The sequence below is a fragment of the uncultured Bifidobacterium sp. genome (assembly GCF_949292005.1).
Taxonomy (GTDB): domain Bacteria; phylum Actinomycetota; class Actinomycetes; order Actinomycetales; family Bifidobacteriaceae; genus Bifidobacterium.
On sequence record NZ_CASEXV010000028.1, the window covers coordinates 1 to 22884 of the forward strand.

Genomic DNA, 22884 nt, shown 5'->3' on the forward strand with positions numbered 1-22884 from the left:
CGCTGTCGATGATCCGCAGACTGCAGATGCTCGGGTGGACGACGAACCACCGTGAGGACGCGCTGCCACCCGGACTGGCGCGGCGGCAGTCTTCCGGATCGGTGACGTGCGCGATCCGGTATCTCGAAGATTCACGGTGGCTTCTTCGCTGACGGAAAGGAGGAGACACGGAACCATACGGCGTGCCGTTGGCATTGGCGGCGTGCCGATCGCGTACTGACAGGTGATCGAGAGAGAGGACGAATCATGGCTTCAACGGCAAGCGGCTCGCGGGCGAGCGGGTCGGGTCTGGGATCGGTGACCTATGTGGACATCGACGAGGACTATTTCGACAAAAGACAACTGAAAAGGACCTCCGGCGCCTTCGGCCTGTGGGCGATCGGCATCGCGGCGGTCATCTCCGGGGATTTCTCGGGATGGAACGGCGGCATCGCCCAGGCAGGATGGGGCGGCATGCTCATCGCCGCCATCGTCGTGTACGTCATGTACGTTCTGATGCTCAACTCGATCAGCGAGATGGCGTCCGCGATGCCGCACACGGGCGGAGCTTACTCCTTCGCGCGCGCGGCCATGGGGCCGTGGGGAGGATTCTTCACCGGTCTGGCGGAGACGATCGAATACGTCATGACGGCCGCCACGATCGTGTATTTCTCATCCGCCTACGCGGACGCCATCGTGTCGGATCTGACAGGATACTCCCTGGACGACCATGGTCTGCAATGGGTATGGTGGCTGGTGCTGTACGTCATCTTCGTCATCGTGAACTGGCTGGGTGCCGAGACGTCATTCCGCTTCGCGCAAGTGGTCTCCATCGCGGCGCTGGCGATAGTCGCCATATTCGGCGTGGGGGCCCTCATCACAGGGCAGGTGGATTTCGGTTCCCTGCTGGACATCAAACCGTCGGCGGGCGGCACGTCGTTCCTTCCCTTCGGCCCTGCGGCCATACTCTTCGCCATGCCTTTCGCCATGTGGCTGTTCCTCGGCATTGAACAGCTTCCCCTTGCGGCTGAGGAGGTGCGCGACCCGGAGGTCAACATTCCCAAGGCCTCGCGTCTGTGCATCCTCACTCTTGGCATCTCCGCCCTGATCATCGTCTTCCTTAACCCCGCCGTCGTCGGGTCCGCCGCGCTCGCGGATTCCGACGAGCCCTTGCTGGATGGATACCGTGCGATTCTCCCAGGCAATGTCGCCGCCCTGCTCTCCGCGTTCGCGCTCATCGGACTGCTGGCCTCAATCCAAGGAATCATGTTCGCGTATGGCCGCAACCTGTACTCCCTGTCCCGCGCCGGCTACTATCCCGCGTTCCTCAGCCTGACCGGCAAACGCAAGACCCCATACTGGGGACTGATCGTGGGGGCCGTGATCGGCTTCGCCGCATTGTTCATCATCGCCTACGGCGGCGAGGGAGCCGGATCCGTTGTTCTGAACATCGCCGTGTGGGGTGCCGTCCTCGCCTATCTTCTGCAAATGGTCTCCTACGTCCTTCTCAAGAGGAATATGCCGGGCATTTCGCGTCCCTTCGTCAGCGCGTATGGGGTGCCCGGGGCGGTCATCTCGGGTCTGCTCGCCCTGGTGATCTTCGTCGCGGTTCTTTTCAACCCCGACTACCGGCTGGCGGTGTATGCGATGGTCGCTATCTATCTCATGGCGACGGTGTTCTTCGCGCTCTATGGGCGCAAGCATCTCATCATGTCACCCGAGGAGGAGTTCGCAGCATCAGGAGGAGCCCTGCAATACCACACGCACGACTGAATTCCGTGGGATTGTTCTCATCAATCAAGAAAGAAGACACGACGATGGCAACTCGATCGACCATTATGGATACGAATAGCTTCAGGCCCGAGATGGCGGACTCCCTCGACCCCCGCACGAGGGAGATGACCCGGGAGAGAAGCGTTCTCGGCGATGCGTACCGGTTGTTCTATCGCACGCCGGTCCATCTGGTCAAAGGACGCGGATCGCATCTGTGGGACGCCGACGGCGTCGAGTATCTTGACGTCTACAACAACGTGGCGTCGGTCGGGCATTGCCATCCACGGGTGGTCGAAGCCATGACCAGACAGGCGTCCGAACTGAACACGCATACCCGATACCTGCATGAGAACATCCTTCATTACGCGGAGGATATCCTGTCGACCATGCCCGATCCCCTGGATCGTGTGATGTTCCAGTGCACGGGGTCCGAGGCCAATGATCTGGCGGTCCGCGTCGCCCAGACATACACGGGTGGTGAGGGCGTCATCGTCACGCATGAGGCATACCACGGCAACTCCGCGCTGACGTCGAAGCTCTCGCCGGCGTTGGGAACGGCGCAGGATCTGGGCCTGACCATGAGGATGATCCCCACGCCCGACACCTACCGGGTGAGTGTGGATGGCGTCCGTGGTTCGCAATGCGACGCTGCGACCTTCGGGGCGTGGATGGCCGACCGTGTGCGCGACGCCGTGGCCGATATGAACCGGCATGGGATAAAATTCGCCGCCTTGCTGGCCGATTCGATCTTCTCATCCGATGGAGTGTATCCCGATCCCGTGGGCTATCTTCAGCCGGTGATCGACGTCGTCCACGAGCTTGGAGGCGTATGGATCGCCGATGAGGTTCAGCCGGGGTTCACGCGGACGGGGGACGCCTTCTGGGGCTTCGAGCGGCAGGGCATCGTCCCCGATCTCGTCACGTCCGGAAAGCCCATGGCCAATGGACTGCCGACGTCCCTGATGGCGGCGCGGCATGAGGTTCTGGAACCGTTCGCGAGCTCCATTCCATACTTCAACACCTTCGGCGGCAATCCGGTGTGCATGGCTGCGGCGCAGGCCGTTCTGGATGTCATGCGCGACGAAGACACGATGGGCAACGCCAAAAAGGTCGGTGCCGTGTTCAAGGCGGCGGTCGAGGGGCTCAAGGACTCTCACCCATGCATCGGGGACGTGCGTGGCGCCGGACTCTACATTGGCTGCGAGATCGTCAAGCCAGGAACGACGGATCCCGATCAGGCCGCCGCTCTGGACATCCTGGAGACGTTGAGACAGAACCATGTCCTGACATCCGTGTGTGGGCGTTACGGCAACATCCTCAAGCTGCGTCCGCCGCTGGTCTTCAGCGAGGACGATGTCGACTGGTTCATGTCGGCCTTCACCATCACCCTCAACACGTTGGGCAGATAGCGATGCGCGCGCGACCGGAATGCAGGAACCGAAGTGATTGTTTCCCGCCCATATCGGTGCAATTGCAAGAGGATTGCAGGAGTTAATGGCCAGAGACGTCAGGGTTTCACGCCTTGGAAAGGGGGTAACCGGAATCATTTAGCATGATTCCATCCCGGTCACTTGGAGCGGATGGGTCCTGTCGATAGATGAATGACAATGTGGACCGATTCAGAGAATAAATGAGAACGAAGGGAGTCTGAAAGATATGACACGTGCAGGGAATCGGATTACATCTATAGTCTCGGGGACAGTCTCCCTCATATTGGCATTATCGATGGCGGGATGCGGGTCGTCCGGCAGCTCCTCGGCCAACGCCACGTACGCTTCCGCCACGAGTGCCGACGATTTTGGTGGGATGTCCGCACTTGTCAAGGCGGCCAAGGAGGAGGGGAAACTGACTCTGATCGCTTGTCCGGACGATTGGGCTAACTGGGGAAAGATAATCAAACTGTTCGAAAAGAAATACGGCATCGATGTCACGTCGACGAATCCCGACGCGTCGAGCGCGGAGGAGATCAAGGCCGCCAAAAACCTTAAAGGTCAGTCGAATGCGCCTGACGTTTTTGATCTTGGCGCGTCCGTCGCGACAACGAGTACGGACTATTTCGCTCCCTACAAGGTTACGCGGTGGTCGTCGATTCCCGACGATAACAAGGAGAGCTCAGGCCTGTACGTCAACGACTACACCGGAGTCATGTCCATCGGGTACGACTCGTCGAAGGTCCCTCGTCCCACGTCCGTCGACGATCTTCTCAAGTCCGCTTATAAGGGCAAAGTCGCGATAAACGGGGATCCGACTCAGGCAGGGGCGGCATTCGCCGCGGTCGGTTGGGTTACGCTTCAGGAAGGCGGAACGCTTGATGACTATTCGACGGGCGTCAATTTCTTCAAAAAATTAAGCAAGGCCGGCAATTTCCTGACCGTTTCAGCCACATCCTCCACGATAGCCTCTGGCGAGACACCCGTTGTGATTGACTGGAACTACCTCAACGTCGCTGCGGCCGAGCAAAATTCGAACTATAAGACGGTTGTTCTTCAAAATGACGCCTACGGGGCATATTACAACCAGGCTATTAATAAGGACGCTCCTCATCCTGCCGCGGCCCGACTTTGGGAGGAATTCGTTTTCTCGGATGATGTGCAGAACCTGTTCCTCAAGTCCGGAGCATTGCCGGTCCTCGCCAAGTCAATGACGTCGAAGGGCACCATCGACAAAGCCGCTTTGAAGAAAGCGGGAGGTCTACCTGATGACATCGCCATCGCATCCTCGGCTCAGACAACGGCAGCTAACACGCTGCTCGCGAATACGTGGTCAGCGGTCTCCGCATCATGAGGCTTCTGAACGATTGTCAAGAGTGAGCGTCGGCGTCCCGTGAACTGCGTGACGACGTCGACGCCGGAACCATGGAGGAGACCGGTGTGAACAGAATCAAAAATATGGCATCGCTGGTGCCCTTCGTCGTCTATGTGACGATGATGTTTTTCGTTCCTACACTTCTTGTGGCGAAAAGCGCATTCGAATCGGCCGACGGAGGATGGACCCTCGCGAATCTGTCGATCTTCTCCCGGCCGGGAGTGGGATCGGCGTTTCTGAACTCGCTGTGGTTGTCGTTGCTGACGGCATTCGTCGGAGCGGTTCTTGGTTCGATCGTCTCCTTCGCGCTTCTTGGCTGCGCTCCGGGAGGGATCATTCGACGAACGGTCGATTCCGCGTCCAGCACGCTATCCCAATTTGGTGGAGTCATGCTGGCCTTCGCCTTCATCGCCACACTGGGGAACCAAGGCATGGTGACACTATTCCTCCGCAGGGCTTTCCACGTTGATATATACGCCGGAAGCATGTGGCTTTATACTCCGCGTGGATTGATTCTGCCGTATCTGTTTTTTCAGATTCCCCTGATGATAATTACCTTCTTCCCCGCGATATCGCGGTTGTCTCCCCAATTCGCGGAAGCCGTCGCGATGGTGGGAGGTGGACGCCGGGATTATTGGCGTTATGTTGGTGTCCCCGTTCTTGTCCCCGCCTTCATGGGAGGGTTTCTGCTTCTTTTCGCGAACGCGTTCTCCGCGTATGCGACGGCGGCGGCCTTGATAAGCCAAGGATCGCAGATAGCCCCGCTTCAGGTGCGGGCGGCGCTCATCAGCGAGACGGGTCTGGGTAGTGGTGGAGAGGCCGGTGCCTTGGCCATGGGGATGTTGGGGGTCATGATCATCGTTGTGGGCGCGTATGCGTTCGTGGAGAGAAAGGCCTCGACGTGGATCGGATAGGCATGAAGAAGACCGCGGATCGTTCGGAGCAAAGATCAATCGCGGATCAGGCACCCGTCTGGTCGCCGTATGATCGTCCCACTCATGTGTTTCGGCATGCAGCTCTTGCCCTCTTCGCCGTGTTCATTGCGTTACCTCTTATCGGCATGGTGTATTTCACCTTTCGTTCGTCAACCGGTGGTTTCACCACAGACCATTGGACGACGGTTTTTTCTCCTCGTGGTTCGGAGATCTGGGATTCTTTGGGGCCCGGTCTTTACAATTCTCTGATTCTTGTGGTCTGTACGGTCGTTATCGTGTATGTTCTGGTTATCCCGGCCATCATCCTTATCGATGTACGTTTTCCTAGGATTCGAAGGATGATGAGGGTGCTCATGCTGTTTCCGATCGCGGTGCCTGCGATAATTCTGGTGGTGGGTTTCGCACCGATCTTCTCTTTCCTTTCGCGCATGGTCGGTCCAGGTTCATGGACGCTGTCGCTCGCCTATGGCGTGCTTGCCATGCCTTTTGTTTACACGACGGTGGAATCGGATCTCAGCGGTCTCCACGCTGGGACGTTGGTGCAGGCCGCGGAATCTCTCGGGTCACGGTGGTCGAGGACGTTGGTGTTGGTTCTTGTGCCTTGTTTACGGCGGAGCATCGTGTCGGCGACACTGATGGTCTGCGCGATCGTCCTTGGTGAGTTTACCGTCGCCTCGCTGTTGAACAGGGAGACGTTGCAGACCGGTCTGATCGTGATATCCCAAGGGGATGTGTATGTATCGGTCATCATCACGCTGATTGTCCTTGTAGGTACCTTCGCCGCGCTGTTTGCGGTGAGTGGAGCCGGTGGACGCCGGACGCGCGTGAATTCCGTGAAGCAACCCCACGCTGGTCGATAGTGGCACGCGACAATAGTCATAAGGAGCAGACCATGGTCACAGAGCATCATGACGCGGATGACGCCGCATTGGGCGAGTCGGTCGTTTTCGACAACGTCACGAAATCATATGGAGGGAGGGAAGTACTACACGCGTTTTCGCTCAATGTGCTTCCGGGCGAGATGGTCAGTCTTCTGGGGCCATCAGGATGCGGAAAGTCGACGGCGTTGAGATGTCTGGCGGGTTTCGAGCAGATATCCGGAGGGCGCGTCAGCGTAGGGGGACGTGAGGTGTCGAGGATCCCTCCACGAAGCCGTGGCATCGGTATGGTCTTCCAGCAGTATTCGCTGTTCCCTAATATGACGGTTGCGGACAATGTTGCTTTTGGACTGCGGGTTAAGAGGGTGGGTCGTCAGGAGCGTAGGGCCAAGGCCGCGGATATGCTGTCCCTTGTCGGTCTTGGTGAGTTCGCTGATCGATATCCTTCTCAACTGTCAGGAGGTCAACAGCAGCGTGTTGCCGTGGCGCGCGCGCTGATTCTCAATCCTGGCGTTCTCCTTCTGGACGAGCCGTTGTCTGCATTGGACGCCAAGATTCGAGTGCAACTGCGTGATGAGATACGGTCATTGCAGTTGAAGCTGGGCATCACGACGATTTTCGTGACGCATGACCAGGAGGAGGCTTTGGCTGTTTCGGATAGGATCGCAGTCATGCATGATGGCAGCATCGAGCAGATCGGAACGCCGAAGGACCTGTATCTGACTCCGAAAACGCCTTTCGTCAGTGATTTCGTCGGACAATCGAACAAGATCGACACGACCGTGGGACGAGACGGTGCCGTCACCGTATGCGGATGCCCGATTCCTTTGTCATCCGGGGAGGCTCCGAACAGTCTCGTCACGGTCTTTATCCGTCCGGAGAACGTGGTGCTGTCTCCTGATGATGCAGGCGATGCCGTCGTTGTCCGCACAAGCTTCTTGGGGTCCATTCAGAGGACGACCGTTCGAGTGGACGCGATGGAACTTGTGGCGCAGCATGATATGGACGACCGGTTCGATATCGGTCAGCATGTCGATGTTGCCATCAAACCCTACCCTGTCATGAGCAGGCGCATCGAGTTGAGATGGGCCGAGGACGCGCGGAGGGATGGTGACGCTGATGCTCAATGATTCGACCCTGTCATTCCGGAAGGATGGGACTTTTCGCGTTCTTCAACTCGCGGACATTCAGGATGGCCCCGCCGTGGACCCGGACGCGGTTGCGCTTATCGACGCCGCGGTTCGCGGGGCCGACCCGGATCTGGTGGTACTTACCGGAGACCAGATTCGCGGATACGATCCCGGGTATATGGAGACCTTCATGTCGAGGCGCGGAGATGCCATTGGGACGCATGTCCCTCGCGCGGTTCGGTTGGAGGCGATGCTTGATGGTTGTTCCACTCATCGCTCAGAGTCGCCGATGACCGCAGGAAGGAGCGAATCAGCGCTTCGGGACACCCGTCTCAAGGTCAGGGAGTCGATACGCCAATTTCTGTACCCCATCGTCTCACGGGGAATTCCGTTCGCAGTGACCTATGGGAACCATGATTTCCAGTGCGGTGTGATGCCTGACGAGCAGGACGAGATTTATCGTCAGTTCCCTGGTTGTCTCAACCCAAGGATGGACGATGTGCGGGGCACCGAGCGCGCGGCTCTTGCCTGCGAGGTCGGCTCCTTCGCGATGCCTATTGTGTCACGGGATGGTTCGCGTGTAGCTATGGGCATTATGATGGTCAACTCGGGTGATTTCGACGAGAGCGGTGGGTATGGGGCACCCTCTGATGCGGCTGTTGAATGGTTGGAGAAAGTCCGGCTGGGGACAGACGATGGGAATCCGGTGCCGTCCGTGGTGTTCCAGCATATTCCTCCCCAGGATTTCTATCGGTGTCTGAGAAAGACGGGTCCGTTGGCGCCGAATGCCGTGCGCGGTCATCGGATGTTCTCCGATTCCTGCTATGTTCTCAATCCTGAGGTCTGCCGGCCCGGATCGACTTTGGGTGAGGGTCCGTGCTGCTCCGAGCGGAGAGTGGGCGAGGTTGAGGCGATGCGCCGCGCAGGCGGATATTTCGCGTTGTACTGCGGACATGACCACAAGAACGCCTTCGTGGCCACCATCGACGGAATGGATTATGGATATGCGCCGACATGCGGCTTCCGATCCTATGGTCCACACGCCTCCGACAGGGCGTTGCGCCTTTTCGTTTTTCACGAGGACGATCCACGGTCCTACGAAACGAGGCTTCTCAGATATGGCGATCTTATCGGTCGTCCTTCGCGCGATCCTCTGCGGATTCTTGCCGGAGAATATATGGTGTCGAGTCCGGCATCGTTGGGTGATATCCTCCGCCGCCCGCGGGTCGCAGTAGGGCTTCTGTTTTTGTCCGGACTTCTTGTCACCGTGATGGGAGGTGTTGGTGCCCTGCGGAGACGGAGGTTCGACGGATCGTGACATCGATGAGCGCGTTTTGTGGTGATGCCGTCGTTGATGGCAATGACGACGTCGTCAGAAGGCTTCGCGCGATCATCTCCCATGAGGAGTATCAGCCTGGTGAACGCATGGGTTCGGAGCGTGCCCTCGCCGAGAGGTTGGGTGTGACGCGGTCGAGATTGCGGTCGGCCCTTGCGGTTCTCGAGCGGTCTCATGATATCGTGCGCAGAATCGGTCGTTCCGGAGGGATTGTGGTTTCCGACGACAAGCTTGAACGCAATATCAACACCGTCGAGTCTCTTCCTGATATCGCCAGGCGTCAGGGTCTGGTCATGTCCTCTGCCGTAGTGTCCGCCGTGGTGACGCCCGCATCGCCAGCGGATGCCAGAATGCTGCGTCTGCCGGGGAACATCAGAACGGTCTATGCCATAACCCGGCGGAGGATGATTGGCGATCGTCCGTTTTCGGTGGAGAGCACGCATCTTCCTGCGGATATGTTCCCGGGGTTCCTGTCCAAGGACCTCACGCGTCCCTTCTATCGCATTTTCGAGGAGGATTATGGCGTGCGTCCCCAAGCGGTCGACGAGACCTTGGATTCCTTCGCGGTGGATGTCGGGCGGGCGACGCTGTTGTGCGTTCCCGAGGGAACGTCGGTGACGCGTATACGTCGGGTGGCGGTCGACCAGTCGCACCGTCCCTGCGAGCGGGCAGTGGATGTGTACATCTCCTCGAGGATTCGATTCACCATGCACCATTCAGGGTATGTGAGGCTGTCGGCGACGGCTGGGAACGAGGGAGCTCATGGACCAATCCCGGCGTGACGGCACCTGCCGCACAGACATCCGCAGCACGACGGACATCGTTTTCGATTTCTGCGGGGTGCTTGTCGATTGGCGTCCCGAGCGCGCCCTGGAAGGACAGTACCCTCAAGGCGTCATCGACATGTTCTTCGATTCCGCCGATCCCTACGGCTTCGACCACTATGACAGGCTGAGCGATCTTGGGTGGAGCGACGAGCGTGTGCTGGAGGATTACGAGGCCCATCATGGTCCGGCCGTCGCCTGGGTTTTCCGTACATATTTCGAGCACCGAGACAGGGCCATCGTGGGGATGATCCCCGGCATGGCCGATGTGCTGCGCGATCTCGCCAGACAAGGATTGAGATTGTGGGGTCTGACGAATTTCACGACGGAATTCGTCGACGTCGCCCGTCACGTATGTCCGGAACTATCCCTGCTTCGCGGCGTCGTCGTCTCTTCGCAGGAGTCCGTGGCGAAGCCCGATCCTGAGATATATCGCCGTGCTCAGGAACGGTATGCGCTCGATCCCGATCGCACGGTGTTCATCGACGACCGGGCGGAGAACGTCGACGCGGCGCGCTCCGTAGGATGGTGGGGCATCGAATTCGCCGGCGTGGAGGATCTGCGCTCGCGGCTTCCTGCCGTTTCCACATCGTCCGCTTCTACGCCGAGTCCTTCTGCGCCATCTCAGCTTCGTCCAAATCGCTGAATCCGGCGAGCTTGACGGTGTTCTCTATGGTGTCCCGCGTCAGATTCCCGCGTCGCGTCTCAATATCCTCGATGAAGCGCGCGTACAGAGACAGCGTGCGATCCGAGTACGTTCCGAGCTCTCCGCGCAGATATGTTTCGAAAGATGTGTCATCGATGGTGTCCTGTGCAGTCCTCAACACCCGCATCGCCGCGCCCAAGTGCGGATATTGTCCGCGGAAATCGCCGGCCCAGCGCACCTGCACCGCGATGATCCGCTCCTGGAGTTCCACGCGGCTCTCGCCAAGCGGGGGAATAAATCCGCGGATGTCGCGGTCGAATGCCACGGGATCCGTGGACTCCATCATCCGCGCGTACTTCTCGGTCACCAGATTGCGACCCACATGCTCGGCCCGCTCCAGATCGTCCTCGTAGGAGCTCAGCAGGTCGTGCGGCCATGTCAGGAATTGGCTGGTTCGCATCTGGAAAAACATCGGCCAGTTGTTCTGGCAGGAGGCACGTCCCCCCTCGTTGCTGGTGTTCTGGAACTGCCGCCATTCGTGCGTCACCACCGATGTGACGAGTGGTTCGATGGACGGATCGTGTGCTGTGGCGGGTTTTACGGATTCCTGCGTGACCATGCCGTCTAAGCCTCCAGACTTCGTAGAATCGGCGATGTGGAGACGATGTGGCTTTCCACATACGGCCGTTGCCATTCGAGAAACGTCTCGTCGCTATCGCTCAGTCCCTGACGTTTCAGTTCGGTCACGGATTGTGAGCAGACGCTTTCCACAAGATCATGAAGGGCCTTATCCGGTTCCGTCGCGTGTCCTTTGTCATCGACTTGCGGACGGTAGATAGTGGACGAGAGGCGCATGATGTCTTCAAGCTCGGTCACCACCTGCGGCAGCACGCTTCCCATCCGTTTCGACAGTCGCCGCAGCGCCGCGAAACGCCACTTGTAGTAGGGCAGATAGCCCACGCTCGCCGGATTGTTGAGGAGAAAGACCAGTGATGCCGTGGCGTCCACGAATTGGCTCATCGACAGCCACGCGGCAGCGCAATCCCCGCGCCTGATCATCCGCGGAAGATTGTACTGACCGGATTGGGCCATCATCCCCAGCCGTCGTGAGATGAGGGAGAGGCGCACATCATCGGGCATAAGCATGAACTCGCGTCGTGTGCGGGAGAACACACCCAAAGGGTCGCGGAATACGCGGCCATTCGTGGCGACGGCCAGTGTGGGCTCGTCCAACATGAGCCATTCGTGCGGGCTGTCGGCTGACGGCGCATGGCGCAGGCCCGTGAGCGACTCAAAGAAGTCGCCGATGTCGAAGACCCCCACACGTCGTCCCTGTCCCTGCGCGCGCGGTGTCGGGGTCCGGGGACCGAACCCCAGGAAGGATTGGGGGAGTTGCTCATAGTCGCGTTCAAGCGCGTCCCCGATTTCGGCGTGGTCCTCCGGGGTGAGCCATAGACAGAATCCCGGTCCGAAATCGTGGTCCCGCGAGATTTCGTCGTCGAAGCCGTAGCATTCCGATCCATGTCCGACGAGACCTACGGCTATGCGGTCACGGAATCGCTCATATCGTCCATCCACCAGCGGTTTGCCATATTCCTCCCAATATCGGCGGGACAGGTCCAGACCGCTGATGGCTACCGGCCTTGGCGACGTCTCCGTGGACTCGACCTGATGCTGGGCATCGCGGAGATTGCGCTCGGTGACGCGGTAGGAGTCGGAGTCCGTGCCGTAGCATTCTCCGATCAGCGAGAGCGCCTTCCCATAGAAGTCCACTGCGTCGCCGAAACGTTTCCGGGCGTATGACACCTGGCCCATCGCGGCGAGCGTGGAAGCGTAGTGCGGTTCATGTTCGGCCCCTGCAGCCTGATACATCGACAGCGCTTTCCGGGCATGATCGTCGGCTTCGAGGAGACGATCACCGGTGTGTTGGATTTCTGTGTCGGATTCCGTAGCCGATGATGGCGTGTCAAGAAGGACAAGGGCCAGGTTCGCGTGTGTGGAGGCGATGTCGAGGTCGCGGTCTGGATGGGGGCTTGTCGATTCGAGGATTCGCAGGGCCTTGCGAAGCTCGATTGCGGCCTGTTCGGGTCTGCCTGTTTCGCTGTAGAGCATGGAAAGATTGTTGTGCAGCGCCGCCATTCTCCTATCGGTCGGGAGGAGGGTCGCTGCCGCCGATTCCAGAGCCTGCTGGTAGAGATCCTCGGCTTGGTCGTATTGTCCCGCGACCCTCATTCCAGTGGCGGCGTTGATGAGTGTCGTGGTCCAGGCCTCGGTGTCCGTGATCCCCATTTTCAGCCCGAGTTCCAACGCCCGCTGGATCATCCACTGGCCATCCTGATGGCGGCCTTGGGAGCGGTAGAAACCTATAGCCTCGTTGAGCACAGTGAGCATCCCCGCGTGGTCGTGCGCGTTTTCCGCATCCATCAACGCTTGCAGAATAAGGGGTTCGGCATCGGTGGCGCCACGATGCGAGGAGAATATGGCGTCCAGTTCGCTGAGAAAGCGCTTCTCGTCGAAGGTTCCTGTGGAGTCGCTCACATCGTCCTCTTTCCCCGCCGTTCCGCTCGTGGACATGGTCCGGGTTCGGCCCGCTCGTCGCTGGGCGGGGTGCGCAGATAGGGTTGCGGTATGTCCTTAGGGTATCCGCCTACCAGTGTATATCAGGGAGTTTTTGAGGATGGCGACGCTTGACTCAGGAGAGAGAGGGCTCCGGGGGCAACGGTGTCATGGTAAAACGGTGTCACCTCATAAGAAAGCGGCCCCGCACCGAAGTGCGGAACCGCTCGCTGTCGGGCTGGCGGGATTTGAACCCGCGGCCTCTTCGTCCCGAACGAAGCGCGCTACCAAGCTGCGCTACAGCCCGCCGAACAACGCTGGCCATCGTACAACGTCACCTTGGACAATGCCAAGCTGCGTGTCGGTTATGTGGCCGTTTTCCTGCCGCGCGTGCGCCGTCCCTCGTGCCCTGGATTGGAGCCGATGAGGCGTCCGCTACTGGAGGCGGCGTGTATCCGCCGCTCGGTACACTGGTGCGTTATGAGCGATCTGAGCGAGAATGATGATGAGAACCTTGACGGTGGCAACGAATCACCTGCCATGACGACGGTTGAGCATGCCCGTCTGCTGTGGGAGCAGGATGCCTCCATAGCCAGAAACATCAACGAGGGGATGGCGCTTGAGGAGGCCATCGACCCGAGCAACACGCAGTTCGGGCCGTCGGCTCATCCGGAACAGACGCAGATGCGTGTGGCCAAGCGGGCGTTGATGGTGAAGGAAGGTCTGCAGCCGTATCCCGTCCATGTGGATGTCACCCACACCATCGGTCAGGTTCGTGCAAAGTATGACGGGAAGCTGGAGCCGGGAGCCGAGACCGAGGATATGGTGGGCATCGCCGGACGTGTGATGTTTCTGCGCAACGCCGGGGGATTGTGCTTCGTGCAGTTGTCAGCGGGAGACGGAACAACCATCCAGGGAATGATCTCGAAACGGGAGGTCGGCGCCGAGTCCCTGAAAAGGTTCAAGCAGCTGGTGGATCTGGGGGATCATCTGTATCTGCGAGGTCGTGTCATCTCCTCCAAAACCGGGGAACTGTCGGTTTTTGCCACCGAGTGGTCGATCGCGGCCAAAGCCCTTCAGCCGTTACCGGCCCTTCATAAGGAGCTTGGTGACGACACCCGCATCCGCAAGCCCTATCTGGCGATGATCGCGGACAAGCGCACGCGTGACATGGTTCGTAATCGTTCCAAGGCGGTTTCGAGTTTGAGACGTACTTTCGACGAGCATGATTTCCTTGAGGTCGAGACGCCGATGCTCCAGTCCCTGCATGGAGGGGCGGCGGCGAGGCCGTTCACCACCCATATGAACGCTTTCGATATGGATCTGTATCTGCGCATTGCGCCGGAGCTTTTCCTTAAACGCTGCCTGGTGGGTGGCATCGACCGCGTCTTCGAGATCAATAGGGACTTCCGCAATGAGGGTGTGGACGCCACACACGCTCCGGAGTTCACGATGGTTGAGGCCTATCAGGCCTATGGGACGTACGATTCCATCGGTAAGCTCGTCAAGGAGCTGATCCAGCGCACTGCGACCGATGTGTTCGGCTCGACCACAGTCACGCTTCTGGATGGAAGTGAGTACGATTTCGGCGGCGAATGGAAACAGATCAGCATGTATGATTCGCTGTCCGAGGCGCTGGGCGAGGAGATCACTCCGGAGACCTCCGAGGAGCATCTGGGCGCGCTTGCGGACCGTCTGGGTGTGGAGCGTGATGAGGTCGAGAACCGAGGCAAGCTCGTCGAGCATCTGTGGGAGCACTTCTACGAGGACAAGCTGTATGAGCCGACCTTCGTGCGAGATTTCCCCGTCGAAACGTCCCCTCTGGTGAAATCCCACAGGTCAAAGCCGGGAGTGGTGGAGAAGTGGGATCTGTATGTGCGTGGATTCGAGCTGGCGACCGGCTATTCCGAGCTTAACGACCCCGTTGTCCAGCGGGAGCGTTTCCTCGCTCAGGCCCGCGATGCGATGGCTGGCGACGAGGAGGCCAACGACATCGACGAGGACTTCCTTGAGGCTCTGGGTGTTGGCATGCCTCCGGCCGGTGGCATGGGCATGGGTATCGATCGGCTTCTGATCGCGTTGACTGGAGCCACGATCCGTGAGACCATCACCTTCCCCTTGGTCAAGCCAATCTCCCTGTGACAGTAAGGGATTGGCTCCTCGGGGCGCGCCCATGGACACTGGTGATGGGCGCGTCCCCTGTGGTGATCGGCGCCGCGTCGGTCTGGCCGCGCGTGATGCGTGGGGTGTGGGGTGGACAGATGTCCCACAGCCCCTGCCCTGTGACGGGAGGGAGGCCGGTGCCCAACATCGCGGCCGGTGAGGGCGTCTGCATCACGTCGACCGCCTGGTTTCTGACCGTCGCCGTGTTGTGCCTTGTCGTGGCGATTGGCTTGCAGGTCGCCTCGAATTTTTTCAACGACTATGCCGATGGGGTCAGAGGAACGGATGAGGGTCGAGCCGCGCGGGACGTATCTCCCGTTGGTGCTCCATCGCGTCTGGTGGCGTCGGGAACGAATCCTCGGTCCGTCCTTCGTGCCGCGCTTTCCGCTGTGGCCGTCGCGGTGATGGCAGGTGTGGCCGTGGTTGTACTGACGGGGCATGTCGTCCTTCTTGTGGTGGGGGCCTTGTCCGCGATTATGGCGTGGAAGTACTCGGGTGGGCGCAGGCCGTGGTCGCACCGAGGCTGGGGAGAAGGCATGGCGTTCCTGTTCTATGGCCCTATCGCCTGCGTGGGAACGCAATGGGCGCTCATGGGCGGCCTGGGCTCCCTGGGTGGGCTTGATCCCTCGAACGTCATTCTGTCCATCGTCCCCGGATGTTGCGCCGCCTGCCTGATGATGGTCAACAATCTACGTGATTGCGAATCCGATAAGGCTGTAGGTAAACGGACATTGATGGTCCGCATGGGCAGACGCCACGGCTCGGTGCTGTTCGCGGTCGTGATGGCCGTGGCCGTGGCCATTCCACTGCTGTTTTTTCAATCGTTTGAGTTGTGGACTCAGCTTGAGTGGACGGGATTCGGCGTTGCGTCGTCTGATGCCCGGCTGTGTGATGCCCCCTCCGTGACGTTCGCGGTCTGCTTCTGGTTGGTGGTGGTTTTGCTTTGCGGGCTGGTGGTGCTGGCGGCCGGCTGCATCCGGGCTGTTTGGCGAGAGCGTTGGCCTCGGGCTTTTCGCCTGTGTGCGGGCGTGTCTGCGATGTCCTCTCTGATTGTGGCTCTGTGCGCCCTGTTCGCTTGAGGCGCGCGGATCGGATGTTTCGGGTGTGCGTCGTTCGCGGACACCTTCGTGCCCATTCGTGGAATGTCGTCTGTCCTCGCGCGTAGCATGACGTTATGTCTTACAAACTGGTATTGCTCCGACATGGTCAGAGCGCATGGAACAAGACCAATCAATTCACCGGCTGGGTGGATGTCCCGCTGACTGAGCAGGGCGTCGAGGAGGCCAAGCGTGGAGGCCGTCTTCTCAAGGAGAAGAATGTGCTTCCCGACATCGTCTTCACATCGTTGCTTCGTCGTGCGATCAACACCGCGAACTACGCGCTTGACGAGGCCGATCGTCTGTGGATTCCCGTGGAGCGCAGCTGGCGTCTCAACGAGCGTCACTACGGCGCGCTGCAGGGAAAGAACAAATCAGAGATCCGTCAGGAGTACGGCGACGAGAAGTTTATGATCTGGCGCCGCTCCTATGCGACACCGCCGCCCGAGATCAATCCCGACGACGAGTACTCGCAGAACCATGATCCACGATATGAGGGAGATCCGGTTCCGGAGACCGAGGCCCTGGCCAACGTCGTCGCCCGTGTCACCCCCTATTGGGAGTCCGAGATCGTTCCTCAGCTCAAGTCCGGCAAGACGGTTCTGATCGCGGCTCATGGCAACTCTCTGCGCGCTATCGTCAAGATGCTTGATGGTCTGAGCGAAGAGGAGATTTCCAAGGTGAACATCCCCACCGCCATACCGCTGGTATACGAGCTTGACGAGAACCTCAAGCCCATCAAGCCCCGCGGCGAGTATCTCGATCCCGAGGCCGCCGCCGCCGGAGCCGCTGCCGTGGCCGCTCAGGGTCAGAAGTAAGTCGCAACCGAAGTAAGTCGCAGAAGTCAGTCGGGTTCGTCCCTCTGCTTTGGCGGCATGTGGGGTCCGCATCATCTATGTGGTGCGGACCCCACATGCGCTGTCCTGGGGGATGGTCGATGCCGATGTCGTTGAATGTCGATACCTCCCGTCCTGGTCTCATGTTCTGAGGCGGAGACGCGAGGTATCCAGAGGGAATGAGTCTGAAGGAGTTGGGAGTCAGTCGATATCGGTGCCTTCGTCGCGCGGGGGTTCCTTCGTGGGATCGAATCCTGACACGATGTAGACGACTCTGCGGGCGGCGGACACGGCGTGATCCCCGAGCCGCTCCATGAAGCGGGCCAGAAGAACCACGTTGATCAGATCCCGCCGGGTGCCGTTCCACTCATCGGCGAGAACAAGGTCGAAGGTCCTGTGATGAAGCGCATCAAGCTGATCATCGCTGAAGATGATCTGCTCCGCGGTTGTGGCGTCCCTATCGGCCAGCATGCTCACCATTCTGTCCGCCATGGTGTGCAGGAAGGTCGCCATCTCTTCGAAGATGGGCCGCGCTTCCTCGGGTATGGCCGATTGCGGATACGTCCGTCGCGCCGCCTCGGCAAGATGGCGCGCGAGATCTCCCATGCGTTCGAAGGTGGAGGCCAGCCGCATTGTCGACACCACAACACGCAAATCGGTTGCGACGGGGTTCTGCTTGGCAAGGAGCTTAACGCATTGATCAAGGACGCTCGACTCGAGCTCGTCGATTGCGGCATCCCCATCTATCACGCTTTGCGCGGCCTCGACATCGCAGTCAAGGAGCGCCTTGCACGACAAGTCGATTGCGCGCCGCACATCCTGAGCCATGGTGTCGAGGTCGTCCGCGACGGCTCTCATCTCTTCGTTGAATATCACTCGCATGTGCCGCCAGCCTTTCCCGCATGGAACCGTCCGATGAAACCAGTTTATTATGCCTGCCGTGATTATCCGTTGGCATGTCTGCATACGGCGGAATGTTCAGGGAAAATTCACCCGGACGTTCCCTGGGGATTTCCTTGTGGATTCGCTCCGGCTCAGGGGAACCAGCGGTGCGTGGGAGAATGGGCCTATGACATTATGCGCCGGGGATTTCCTATCAGGTATGACGACGCTTCGCATGGGTGTGGTGATTGCGCTCCTTGTGACATATCTTGCGGCGATGGTTCTTGTCGCGGTGCTTGTGTCTCATCGTCGCGCTGTGGGGGATTCCGACAGCGCCGGTGATGAGATCGACGATTCCGCGGTCGCGGTGCTGTCCATGTTGGATGAAGCGTCGATTGTGCTCAATGCGGCGGACGAGGTTCTTCAGGCCAGTCCGGCGGCGTACCGCATGGGGATCGTCGCGGATGATGCCGTGGTCGATGAGCGTGTGCGTGAGATGGTATCGCGCACACGGGCTGATGGGGGTGTCGCACGCGCCGACGTCACGACGTGGACACCGGAGCGTTTTATGGAGGATTCGCCTTCGTCGGATGATTCGCGCCCGATGCCCCACGGCGAATCATCCGAATCATCCGAATCATCCGGTTCGGGTGGTTCGTGCGATTCTGACGCGTCTGTGGCATCGGTGGCGCGGCGAAACTGGCTGAGAATCACCGTCTCGATGATTTCGGACGGGGTGGTGGTTGTCCTGATTGACGACGTCAGCGAAAGGGTCCGTTTCGCTCAGATGCGCGACTCGTTCATCGAGAACGTCTCGGAACAGTTGGTCGAGCCCGCACGAACCATTGAGACGCTTGCCGCGTCTATTGAGTCCGGTAAGACCGGTCCTGATGAGATCAAGGCGGCTGCAGGCAAGGCTAGAGGATACGCATCCCATCTCAAACGGATGATGGCCGATCTCTTGCTTCTCATCAAGGCCCAAGAGCCGGTCTTGCCATCGGCGGACAATCGGATGCCGCTTCTGGCGGAGGTGACGGATGCGTGCGATGCGTGCGAGGATCAGGCGAGACGTTATGGGATTTCACTTGCCGTCGAAGGTGATGACTCGCTTGTTGTGAACGGGGACCGTGATCAGATTCGGACCGCCATCATGAAGCTTGTCGACAATGCAATCCTGTATTCCCCCACGGGATCGACGGTGTCGGTTTCCGTCGCGGCATCCCGCTCGGGTGACCGCGCGTTGGTGCGGGTGATTGATCGGGGCGTGGGAATAGACAAAAACGAGTCAGCACGCGTCTTTGAGAGATTTTTCCGGGGAAGCAATCAGAATGATCGGACATCCGGCGGAATCGGTTTGGGCCTTGCGATCGTGAAACATGTGTCGCTGACCCACCATGGCAGCGTGTCGGTCTGGAGCACCCCGGGGGAGGGGAGCACTTTCACCATGTCCCTTCCGTTGGCGGCCTGAGAAGAGCGACGTGGGGGCAGAAGTTGGATGCCGCGTCCAGTCCTTTCGTTTCGCTGCCGCCAAGCCTTTCACTACCGTCCGAGCTGCGTGTAATGGTCCCTGTCGAGTTTTTCCCAAATCAGCAGTGCGATTCCAACGCCGAGACCGGATATGATTACCCACAGCGCGTCTCCGGTGGGGATTCGGAGTGTCATAAGCGCGACGCAGACCACGAGGGCGATAAGCCACAAGGCCATGCCCGCCAGAAAAACCCGGCGAAGGTTGACCCTGACGGGTTTGGGCATCGGCCTTCGCGCATCCGGGTTGATGATTGGCGCTAATTTCATAGTCTTACCATATACCGCTTCGCGCCTCATTATGTAGCGGGTACCCTTGTGAGGGCACCTGTTCGCGTAAGGGAGGGAGTATCCCGTGTACCTGATCGAGCCAGTGCTCAAAACCTATGGCTGGGGGTCGCGGGACAAGCTTCAAAGGTTGTTTGAGGATGGACCAGCCGCGCATGTTCGGGGACCGTTGGCGGAGGTGTGGTTCAGCGGACATCCCGTATGGCCTTCCATGGTCAGGATTCCGCAACGTGGATTCGTGGCATTGGATGAGATGATCCGCACCGATCCCGCGGGCGTGTTGGGTGGAGCGGACTCCTCTCGTTTTGGCCCGGTGCTTCCCTTCCTGTTCAAAATTATCTCGGCCGAGCGTCCGTTGTCCCTTCAGGTCCATCCTGTGTCTTTTCGCGCTCGTGCTGGATTCAATCGGGAGAACCGCGATCGTGTTCCTCTCGAGTCCCCGCGTCGGTCGTACCGAGACCCGGTGGAGAAGAACGAGATGGTCATGGCTTTGGAGGCTTTCGACCTTTCTGTGGGATTCGCGAATCTTGGTCTCATAAGGAGCGTGCTGGCCAAGGTGGATCATCCATTGGCGAGGCGCATGCTGCTATGCGTTGACGAGAATGAGGGGAAGGGCTTGTCGTGGCTGACGCACGACGAGCGTGTCATCCGTAGCGCGCTGTCGCTCGCCGTGCGGGGAGATGTCCTCGCCTGCGGCGGTTTGTCCGGTTCTTTGGAGAGGGCCGTCAGGGCGGCTTCCGATCCGCGGGAAAGGGCCATGTTGGATAACGCATTGGCGGCCGCGCGAGCTTTTCCGGATGATCCAAGCGTTATGGCGCTTCTTCTCATGAACGCGGTGAGGCTGTTGCCGGGGCAGGCCATGTATGTTCCCGCCGGCACTCTCCATACGTATATCGGCGGAACGGCCGCTGAGATCATGACGAGTTCGGATACTGTGCTTCGTGCCGGAATGACCGTCAAACCAAAAAGCGTCGACGAGGCCCTTCGGGTAATCGCTTACGATGGGCCTCGTTCGGGAGGCCCGCTGGAGGCATCGCAGGGTTCCGTGTGCGTTTCGGGTTGTTGCGGGGCGGATGTGCGGGTTATGGATCCGGGTGTCGAGGAGTTCATGTTGACATGGTGCGGGCTTCCGGGGGGTCCAGGTTCCGGTGCGACGCGGGAACACGACACGTCACGGGTCGATGTCATAGGAAGGCCGCGCGTGGACCTGTCTCCTGGACATGTTCGCGTTGTACTGAGCGTGCGCGGGGACGTGTCGTGTGATTCGGAGGATGGACGAATCCGCCTTCGGCCGGGGCATGCGGCGCTTGTTCGGGCTTCCGAATCCATACATCTGGAGTCATATGACGACGATGGCGAGGCCGTCGTTCTGGTGGCCTCGCCTGAGGGGTGATGGCGTGGCTATCGAATCCTGTCGACGATGTAGTCGACGCAGTTGGTCAGCGCCTCGACATCCGATGGCTCGACGGAGGGAAACACCCCGATGCGGAGCTGGTTGCGTCCAAGCTTGCGGTATCCCGACGTGTCTTTGATTCCGTTATCCGACAGCATGGACACGACGGCGGAGGCGTCGATGGTCGGGTCGAGATCGATGGTGACAACCGAATGCGACCGGGCGCCAGGGTCGGACACGAAGGGGGATGCGTAGTCGCTGCGGTCGGCCCAGTCGTAAAGGATATTCGCGGACGTTCGGCAGCGGGACGTGGACCAATCCAATCCGCCATTCTCATTAAGCCAGTGAATCTGATTTTCCATCATGATCAGCGTGGCGACGGCCGGAGTGTTCAGCGTCTGTTCCTTGCGGGAGTTCTCCAGTGCCGTCGTGAGGGAGAGGAATGACGGAACCCATCGGGTCGATGACTCGCGACGGGATGAGGATTCGACGGCGTAGGCCCGTTCGATCGCCTCAGGGGACAGAACGGCGAACCATAGTCCGCCGTCCGCGCCGTATGCCTTCTGCGGAGAGAAGTAGTAGGCGTCGGTCTGAGCCACATCGATCGGGAGCGCGCCGGATGCGCTGGTCCCATCTATGAGGATCAACGCACCTTGCTGAGCGCTGCCCTTGACACGAGCGACCGGAGCGCTGACTCCGGTCGACGTCTCGTTATGCGCCCAGCAATAGGCGTCCACACCCTCGGTGAGGAGCGGAAGCTTGTAGGTTCCCGGCTGCGAGGAGAACAGAACCGGGGAATCGAGGAACGGGGTGTTGGCGGCCTCCGTCGCGAATTTTGCGCTGAACGATCCATAGCTGCCGAACGCGGCCTTGCGGTTGATCAGACATGCGCATGCGATATCCCAGAAGGCGCTTGCTCCGCCATTGCCCAGCGCTATCTCGTATCCGTCGGGGACTCGGAGGAACGCTCGTAGACCGTCCCTGATCGAGGCCACGAGTCTGCGCACGGGGGGCTTGCGATGCGATGTCCCCAGAAGCGTTCGTCCACCATCATCCAGCGCCTTGATCTGATCGGGACGAATCTTGCTTGGACCGGATCCGAACCTGCCGTCATGAGGAAGCAGATTTTGGGGAATCCGTATGCCTTCATTCGTGCCTTCATTCATGGCTTTCAGGGTAGCCGCCGCTATGGATGGAAGGCGTCTCCGCGAAGGCCTTCCGCGTGTTCGTCCGCGAGTCCACTCCGGGGTTCGCAAGAAGCATGTGTTAACATACCGCCGTTGCCGTATCGCCGGGACTGTGAGAGGCCCTCGACGATCGTGAAGATGATGATGGCATCGTCCTTCGGTGACCCAAGGTCATCGTCCCATCAAGCGGACGATTGACAGTATTCTCAAGGAGTGTGGTGATGGTGTCTGCCGCTCATAAGAACCGGGCAAACGGGTGGCGCCCGTTTTCTCTGGCTCGTTCAGGCTCCGTCCCGTTCCGCTCGGGAGGGCATGCGCGGCATGGCGCTTCTGCCCGAGTGCCATCCGAAGAGGCCACCGTCGATGTGGATTCCGCATTTCTCGCGGACCTGAACTCGTCGGTTCCCACGACGAGGCGCGAATTGCGTCTGGCCGCTCAGGCGCAGCGTCGGCGGAACAACCTCATCGCATCGGCCTCGCTTGCGGCGCTGGTGGGGACGGTCACAACGGTGATGGCCTTCGCGGGACCACAGAACGACACCGCGTCGACAGGAAGCGCGACCACCACCACCCAGGTGCGACGGGTGACCGACACGTCCTCCGCATCGAGGTCGGAGGACCGCAAGAGCCTTTCTTCCAGCTCATCGTCCTC

Annotated in this window: 19 protein-coding genes, 1 tRNA gene and 1 pseudogene; 15 read left to right on the plus strand and 6 right to left on the minus strand. The window is 59.7% G+C overall.

Annotated features, from left to right (window positions below):
- Nucleotides 1-246 precede the first annotated feature (246 nt).
- From Q1X90_RS01780 to Q1X90_RS01820, 9 genes are all read left to right on the plus strand, one after another.
- Nucleotides 247-1752 (plus strand): amino acid permease, encoded by a 1506-nt coding sequence (locus Q1X90_RS01780; protein ID WP_300765950.1) that lies wholly within the window; start codon nucleotides 247-249, stop codon nucleotides 1750-1752.
- Between the two features lie 44 nt (nucleotides 1753-1796).
- Entirely contained in the window at nucleotides 1797-3161 is a 1365-nt protein-coding gene (locus Q1X90_RS01785) for an aspartate aminotransferase family protein (protein ID WP_366944448.1), read from the plus strand.
- Between the two features lie 316 nt (nucleotides 3162-3477).
- Nucleotides 3478-4536, plus strand: coding sequence for an ABC transporter substrate-binding protein (locus Q1X90_RS01790; RefSeq protein ID WP_300765952.1), 1059 nt, complete (start codon nucleotides 3478-3480; stop codon nucleotides 4534-4536).
- 86 nt (nucleotides 4537-4622) lie between these two features.
- Nucleotides 4623-5471 carry an ABC transporter permease gene (locus Q1X90_RS01795; protein ID WP_300765953.1) on the plus strand — a complete coding sequence of 283 codons (849 nt, stop codon included), beginning with the start codon at nucleotides 4623-4625 and terminating at the stop codon, nucleotides 5469-5471.
- 2 nt (nucleotides 5472-5473) lie between these two features.
- Entirely contained in the window at nucleotides 5474-6352 is an 879-nt protein-coding gene (locus Q1X90_RS01800; protein ID WP_300765954.1) for an ABC transporter permease, read from the plus strand.
- A gap of 32 nt (nucleotides 6353-6384) precedes the next feature.
- Nucleotides 6385-7500 (plus strand): ABC transporter ATP-binding protein, encoded by a 1116-nt coding sequence (locus tag Q1X90_RS01805; RefSeq protein WP_300765955.1) that lies wholly within the window; start codon nucleotides 6385-6387, stop codon nucleotides 7498-7500.
- A complete protein-coding gene (locus Q1X90_RS01810; protein WP_300765956.1) occupies nucleotides 7478-8818 on the plus strand; it encodes a metallophosphoesterase family protein in 1341 nt (446 codons plus the stop codon). The genes Q1X90_RS01805 and Q1X90_RS01810 overlap by 23 nt, the downstream gene beginning before the upstream one ends.
- Nucleotides 8819-8823: 5 nt before the next feature.
- Entirely contained in the window at nucleotides 8824-9618 is a 795-nt protein-coding gene (locus Q1X90_RS01815; RefSeq protein WP_300765957.1) for a GntR family transcriptional regulator, read from the plus strand.
- Complete coding sequence (locus Q1X90_RS01820) at nucleotides 9599-10306, plus strand: HAD family phosphatase (RefSeq protein WP_300765958.1); 708 nt, start codon at nucleotides 9599-9601, stop codon at nucleotides 10304-10306. The genes Q1X90_RS01815 and Q1X90_RS01820 overlap by 20 nt, the downstream gene beginning before the upstream one ends.
- Here the strand turns inward: Q1X90_RS01820 and Q1X90_RS01825 are convergent.
- The 3 genes from Q1X90_RS01825 to Q1X90_RS01835 form a co-directional block, all read right to left on the minus strand.
- On the minus strand, nucleotides 10260-10925 hold the full coding sequence (locus tag Q1X90_RS01825) for a DUF4125 family protein (RefSeq protein WP_300765959.1): 666 nt from the start codon (nucleotides 10923-10925) through the stop codon (nucleotides 10260-10262). The two genes, Q1X90_RS01820 and Q1X90_RS01825, sit on opposite strands and share 47 nt — an antisense overlap.
- 5 nt (nucleotides 10926-10930) lie before the next feature.
- Nucleotides 10931-12844, minus strand: a complete 1914-nt coding sequence (locus Q1X90_RS01830) for a DUF4037 domain-containing protein (protein WP_300765960.1) — start codon at nucleotides 12842-12844, stop codon at nucleotides 10931-10933.
- Nucleotides 12845-13095: 251 nt separating this feature from the next.
- Nucleotides 13096-13169: transfer RNA gene (locus Q1X90_RS01835), tRNA-Pro, on the minus strand.
- A gap of 173 nt (nucleotides 13170-13342) precedes the next feature.
- Here Q1X90_RS01835 and lysS point away from each other — a divergent pair.
- From lysS to Q1X90_RS01850, 3 genes are all read left to right on the plus strand, one after another.
- The gene (lysS, locus tag Q1X90_RS01840) at nucleotides 13343-15004 is read left to right on the plus strand and encodes a lysine--tRNA ligase (protein WP_300765961.1); all 1662 of its coding nucleotides are present in this window, start codon (nucleotides 13343-13345) and stop codon (nucleotides 15002-15004) included.
- Between the two features lie 44 nt (nucleotides 15005-15048).
- The gene (gene menA / locus Q1X90_RS01845) at nucleotides 15049-16104 is read left to right on the plus strand and encodes a 1,4-dihydroxy-2-naphthoate octaprenyltransferase (RefSeq protein WP_300765962.1); all 1056 of its coding nucleotides are present in this window, start codon (nucleotides 15049-15051) and stop codon (nucleotides 16102-16104) included.
- Nucleotides 16105-16199: 95 nt separating this feature from the next.
- On the plus strand, nucleotides 16200-16940 hold the full coding sequence (locus Q1X90_RS01850; protein WP_300765963.1) for a phosphoglyceromutase: 741 nt from the start codon (nucleotides 16200-16202) through the stop codon (nucleotides 16938-16940).
- Nucleotides 16941-17159: 219 nt separating this feature from the next.
- On the opposite strand, the gene phoU is transcribed toward Q1X90_RS01850, so the two are convergent.
- Nucleotides 17160-17840: a phosphate signaling complex protein PhoU gene (gene phoU, locus Q1X90_RS01855; RefSeq protein WP_300765964.1), complete on the minus strand. Its 681-nt coding sequence runs from the start codon at nucleotides 17838-17840 to the stop codon at nucleotides 17160-17162.
- 187 nt (nucleotides 17841-18027) lie between these two features.
- On the opposite strand from phoU, the gene Q1X90_RS01860 reads away from it, so the two are divergent.
- Nucleotides 18028-19308: an ATP-binding protein gene (locus tag Q1X90_RS01860; RefSeq protein ID WP_300765965.1), complete on the plus strand. Its 1281-nt coding sequence runs from the start codon at nucleotides 18028-18030 to the stop codon at nucleotides 19306-19308.
- 71 nt (nucleotides 19309-19379) lie between these two features.
- On the opposite strand, the gene Q1X90_RS01865 is transcribed toward Q1X90_RS01860, so the two are convergent.
- Entirely contained in the window at nucleotides 19380-19634 is a 255-nt protein-coding gene (locus Q1X90_RS01865; RefSeq protein ID WP_300765966.1) for a DUF2530 domain-containing protein, read from the minus strand.
- Nucleotides 19635-19719: 85 nt separating this feature from the next.
- On the opposite strand from Q1X90_RS01865, the gene manA reads away from it, so the two are divergent.
- Nucleotides 19720-21045: a mannose-6-phosphate isomerase, class I gene (manA, locus tag Q1X90_RS01870; RefSeq protein WP_300765967.1), complete on the plus strand. Its 1326-nt coding sequence runs from the start codon at nucleotides 19720-19722 to the stop codon at nucleotides 21043-21045.
- An 8-nt stretch (nucleotides 21046-21053) separates the two neighbouring features.
- On the opposite strand, the gene serC is transcribed toward manA, so the two are convergent.
- Entirely contained in the window at nucleotides 21054-22211 is a 1158-nt protein-coding gene (serC, locus tag Q1X90_RS01875; RefSeq protein WP_300765968.1) for a phosphoserine transaminase, read from the minus strand.
- Between the two features lie 359 nt (nucleotides 22212-22570).
- Between serC and Q1X90_RS01880 the strand changes: the two are divergent.
- Nucleotides 22571-22884, plus strand: a pseudogene (locus Q1X90_RS01880) (CHAP domain-containing protein); the annotation flags it as partial.

Bases quoted from the DNA above. Each gene is read 5' to 3' on its own strand.
- Q1X90_RS01800 (WP_300765954.1), top strand. From the start codon at position 5,474: ATGAAGAAGACCGCGGATCGTTCGGAGCAAAGATCAATCGCGGATCAG.
- Q1X90_RS01810 (WP_300765956.1), top strand. From the start codon at position 7,478: ATGGTGACGCTGATGCTCAATGATTCGACCCTGTCATTCCGGAAGGAT.
- lysS (WP_300765961.1), top strand. From the start codon at position 13,343: ATGAGCGATCTGAGCGAGAATGATGATGAGAACCTTGACGGTGGCAAC.
- Q1X90_RS01850 (WP_300765963.1), top strand. From the start codon at position 16,200: ATGTCTTACAAACTGGTATTGCTCCGACATGGTCAGAGCGCATGGAAC.
- Q1X90_RS01860 (WP_300765965.1), top strand. From the start codon at position 18,028: ATGACATTATGCGCCGGGGATTTCCTATCAGGTATGACGACGCTTCGC.
- serC (WP_300765968.1), bottom strand. From the start codon at position 22,211: ATGAATGAAGGCACGAATGAAGGCATACGGATTCCCCAAAATCTGCTT.
- Q1X90_RS01865 (WP_300765966.1), bottom strand. From the start codon at position 19,634: ATGAAATTAGCGCCAATCATCAACCCGGATGCGCGAAGGCCGATGCCC.
- Q1X90_RS01805 (WP_300765955.1), top strand. From the start codon at position 6,385: ATGGTCACAGAGCATCATGACGCGGATGACGCCGCATTGGGCGAGTCG.
- Q1X90_RS01785 (WP_366944448.1), top strand. From the start codon at position 1,797: ATGGCAACTCGATCGACCATTATGGATACGAATAGCTTCAGGCCCGAG.
- Q1X90_RS01825 (WP_300765959.1), bottom strand. From the start codon at position 10,925: ATGGTCACGCAGGAATCCGTAAAACCCGCCACAGCACACGATCCGTCC.
- Q1X90_RS01780 (WP_300765950.1), top strand. From the start codon at position 247: ATGGCTTCAACGGCAAGCGGCTCGCGGGCGAGCGGGTCGGGTCTGGGA.
- Q1X90_RS01815 (WP_300765957.1), top strand. From the start codon at position 8,824: ATGAGCGCGTTTTGTGGTGATGCCGTCGTTGATGGCAATGACGACGTC.
- Q1X90_RS01790 (WP_300765952.1), top strand. From the start codon at position 3,478: ATGGCGGGATGCGGGTCGTCCGGCAGCTCCTCGGCCAACGCCACGTAC.
- Q1X90_RS01820 (WP_300765958.1), top strand. From the start codon at position 9,599: ATGGACCAATCCCGGCGTGACGGCACCTGCCGCACAGACATCCGCAGC.
- menA (WP_300765962.1), top strand. From the start codon at position 15,049: ATGGGCGCGTCCCCTGTGGTGATCGGCGCCGCGTCGGTCTGGCCGCGC.
- phoU (WP_300765964.1), bottom strand. From the start codon at position 17,840: ATGCGAGTGATATTCAACGAAGAGATGAGAGCCGTCGCGGACGACCTC.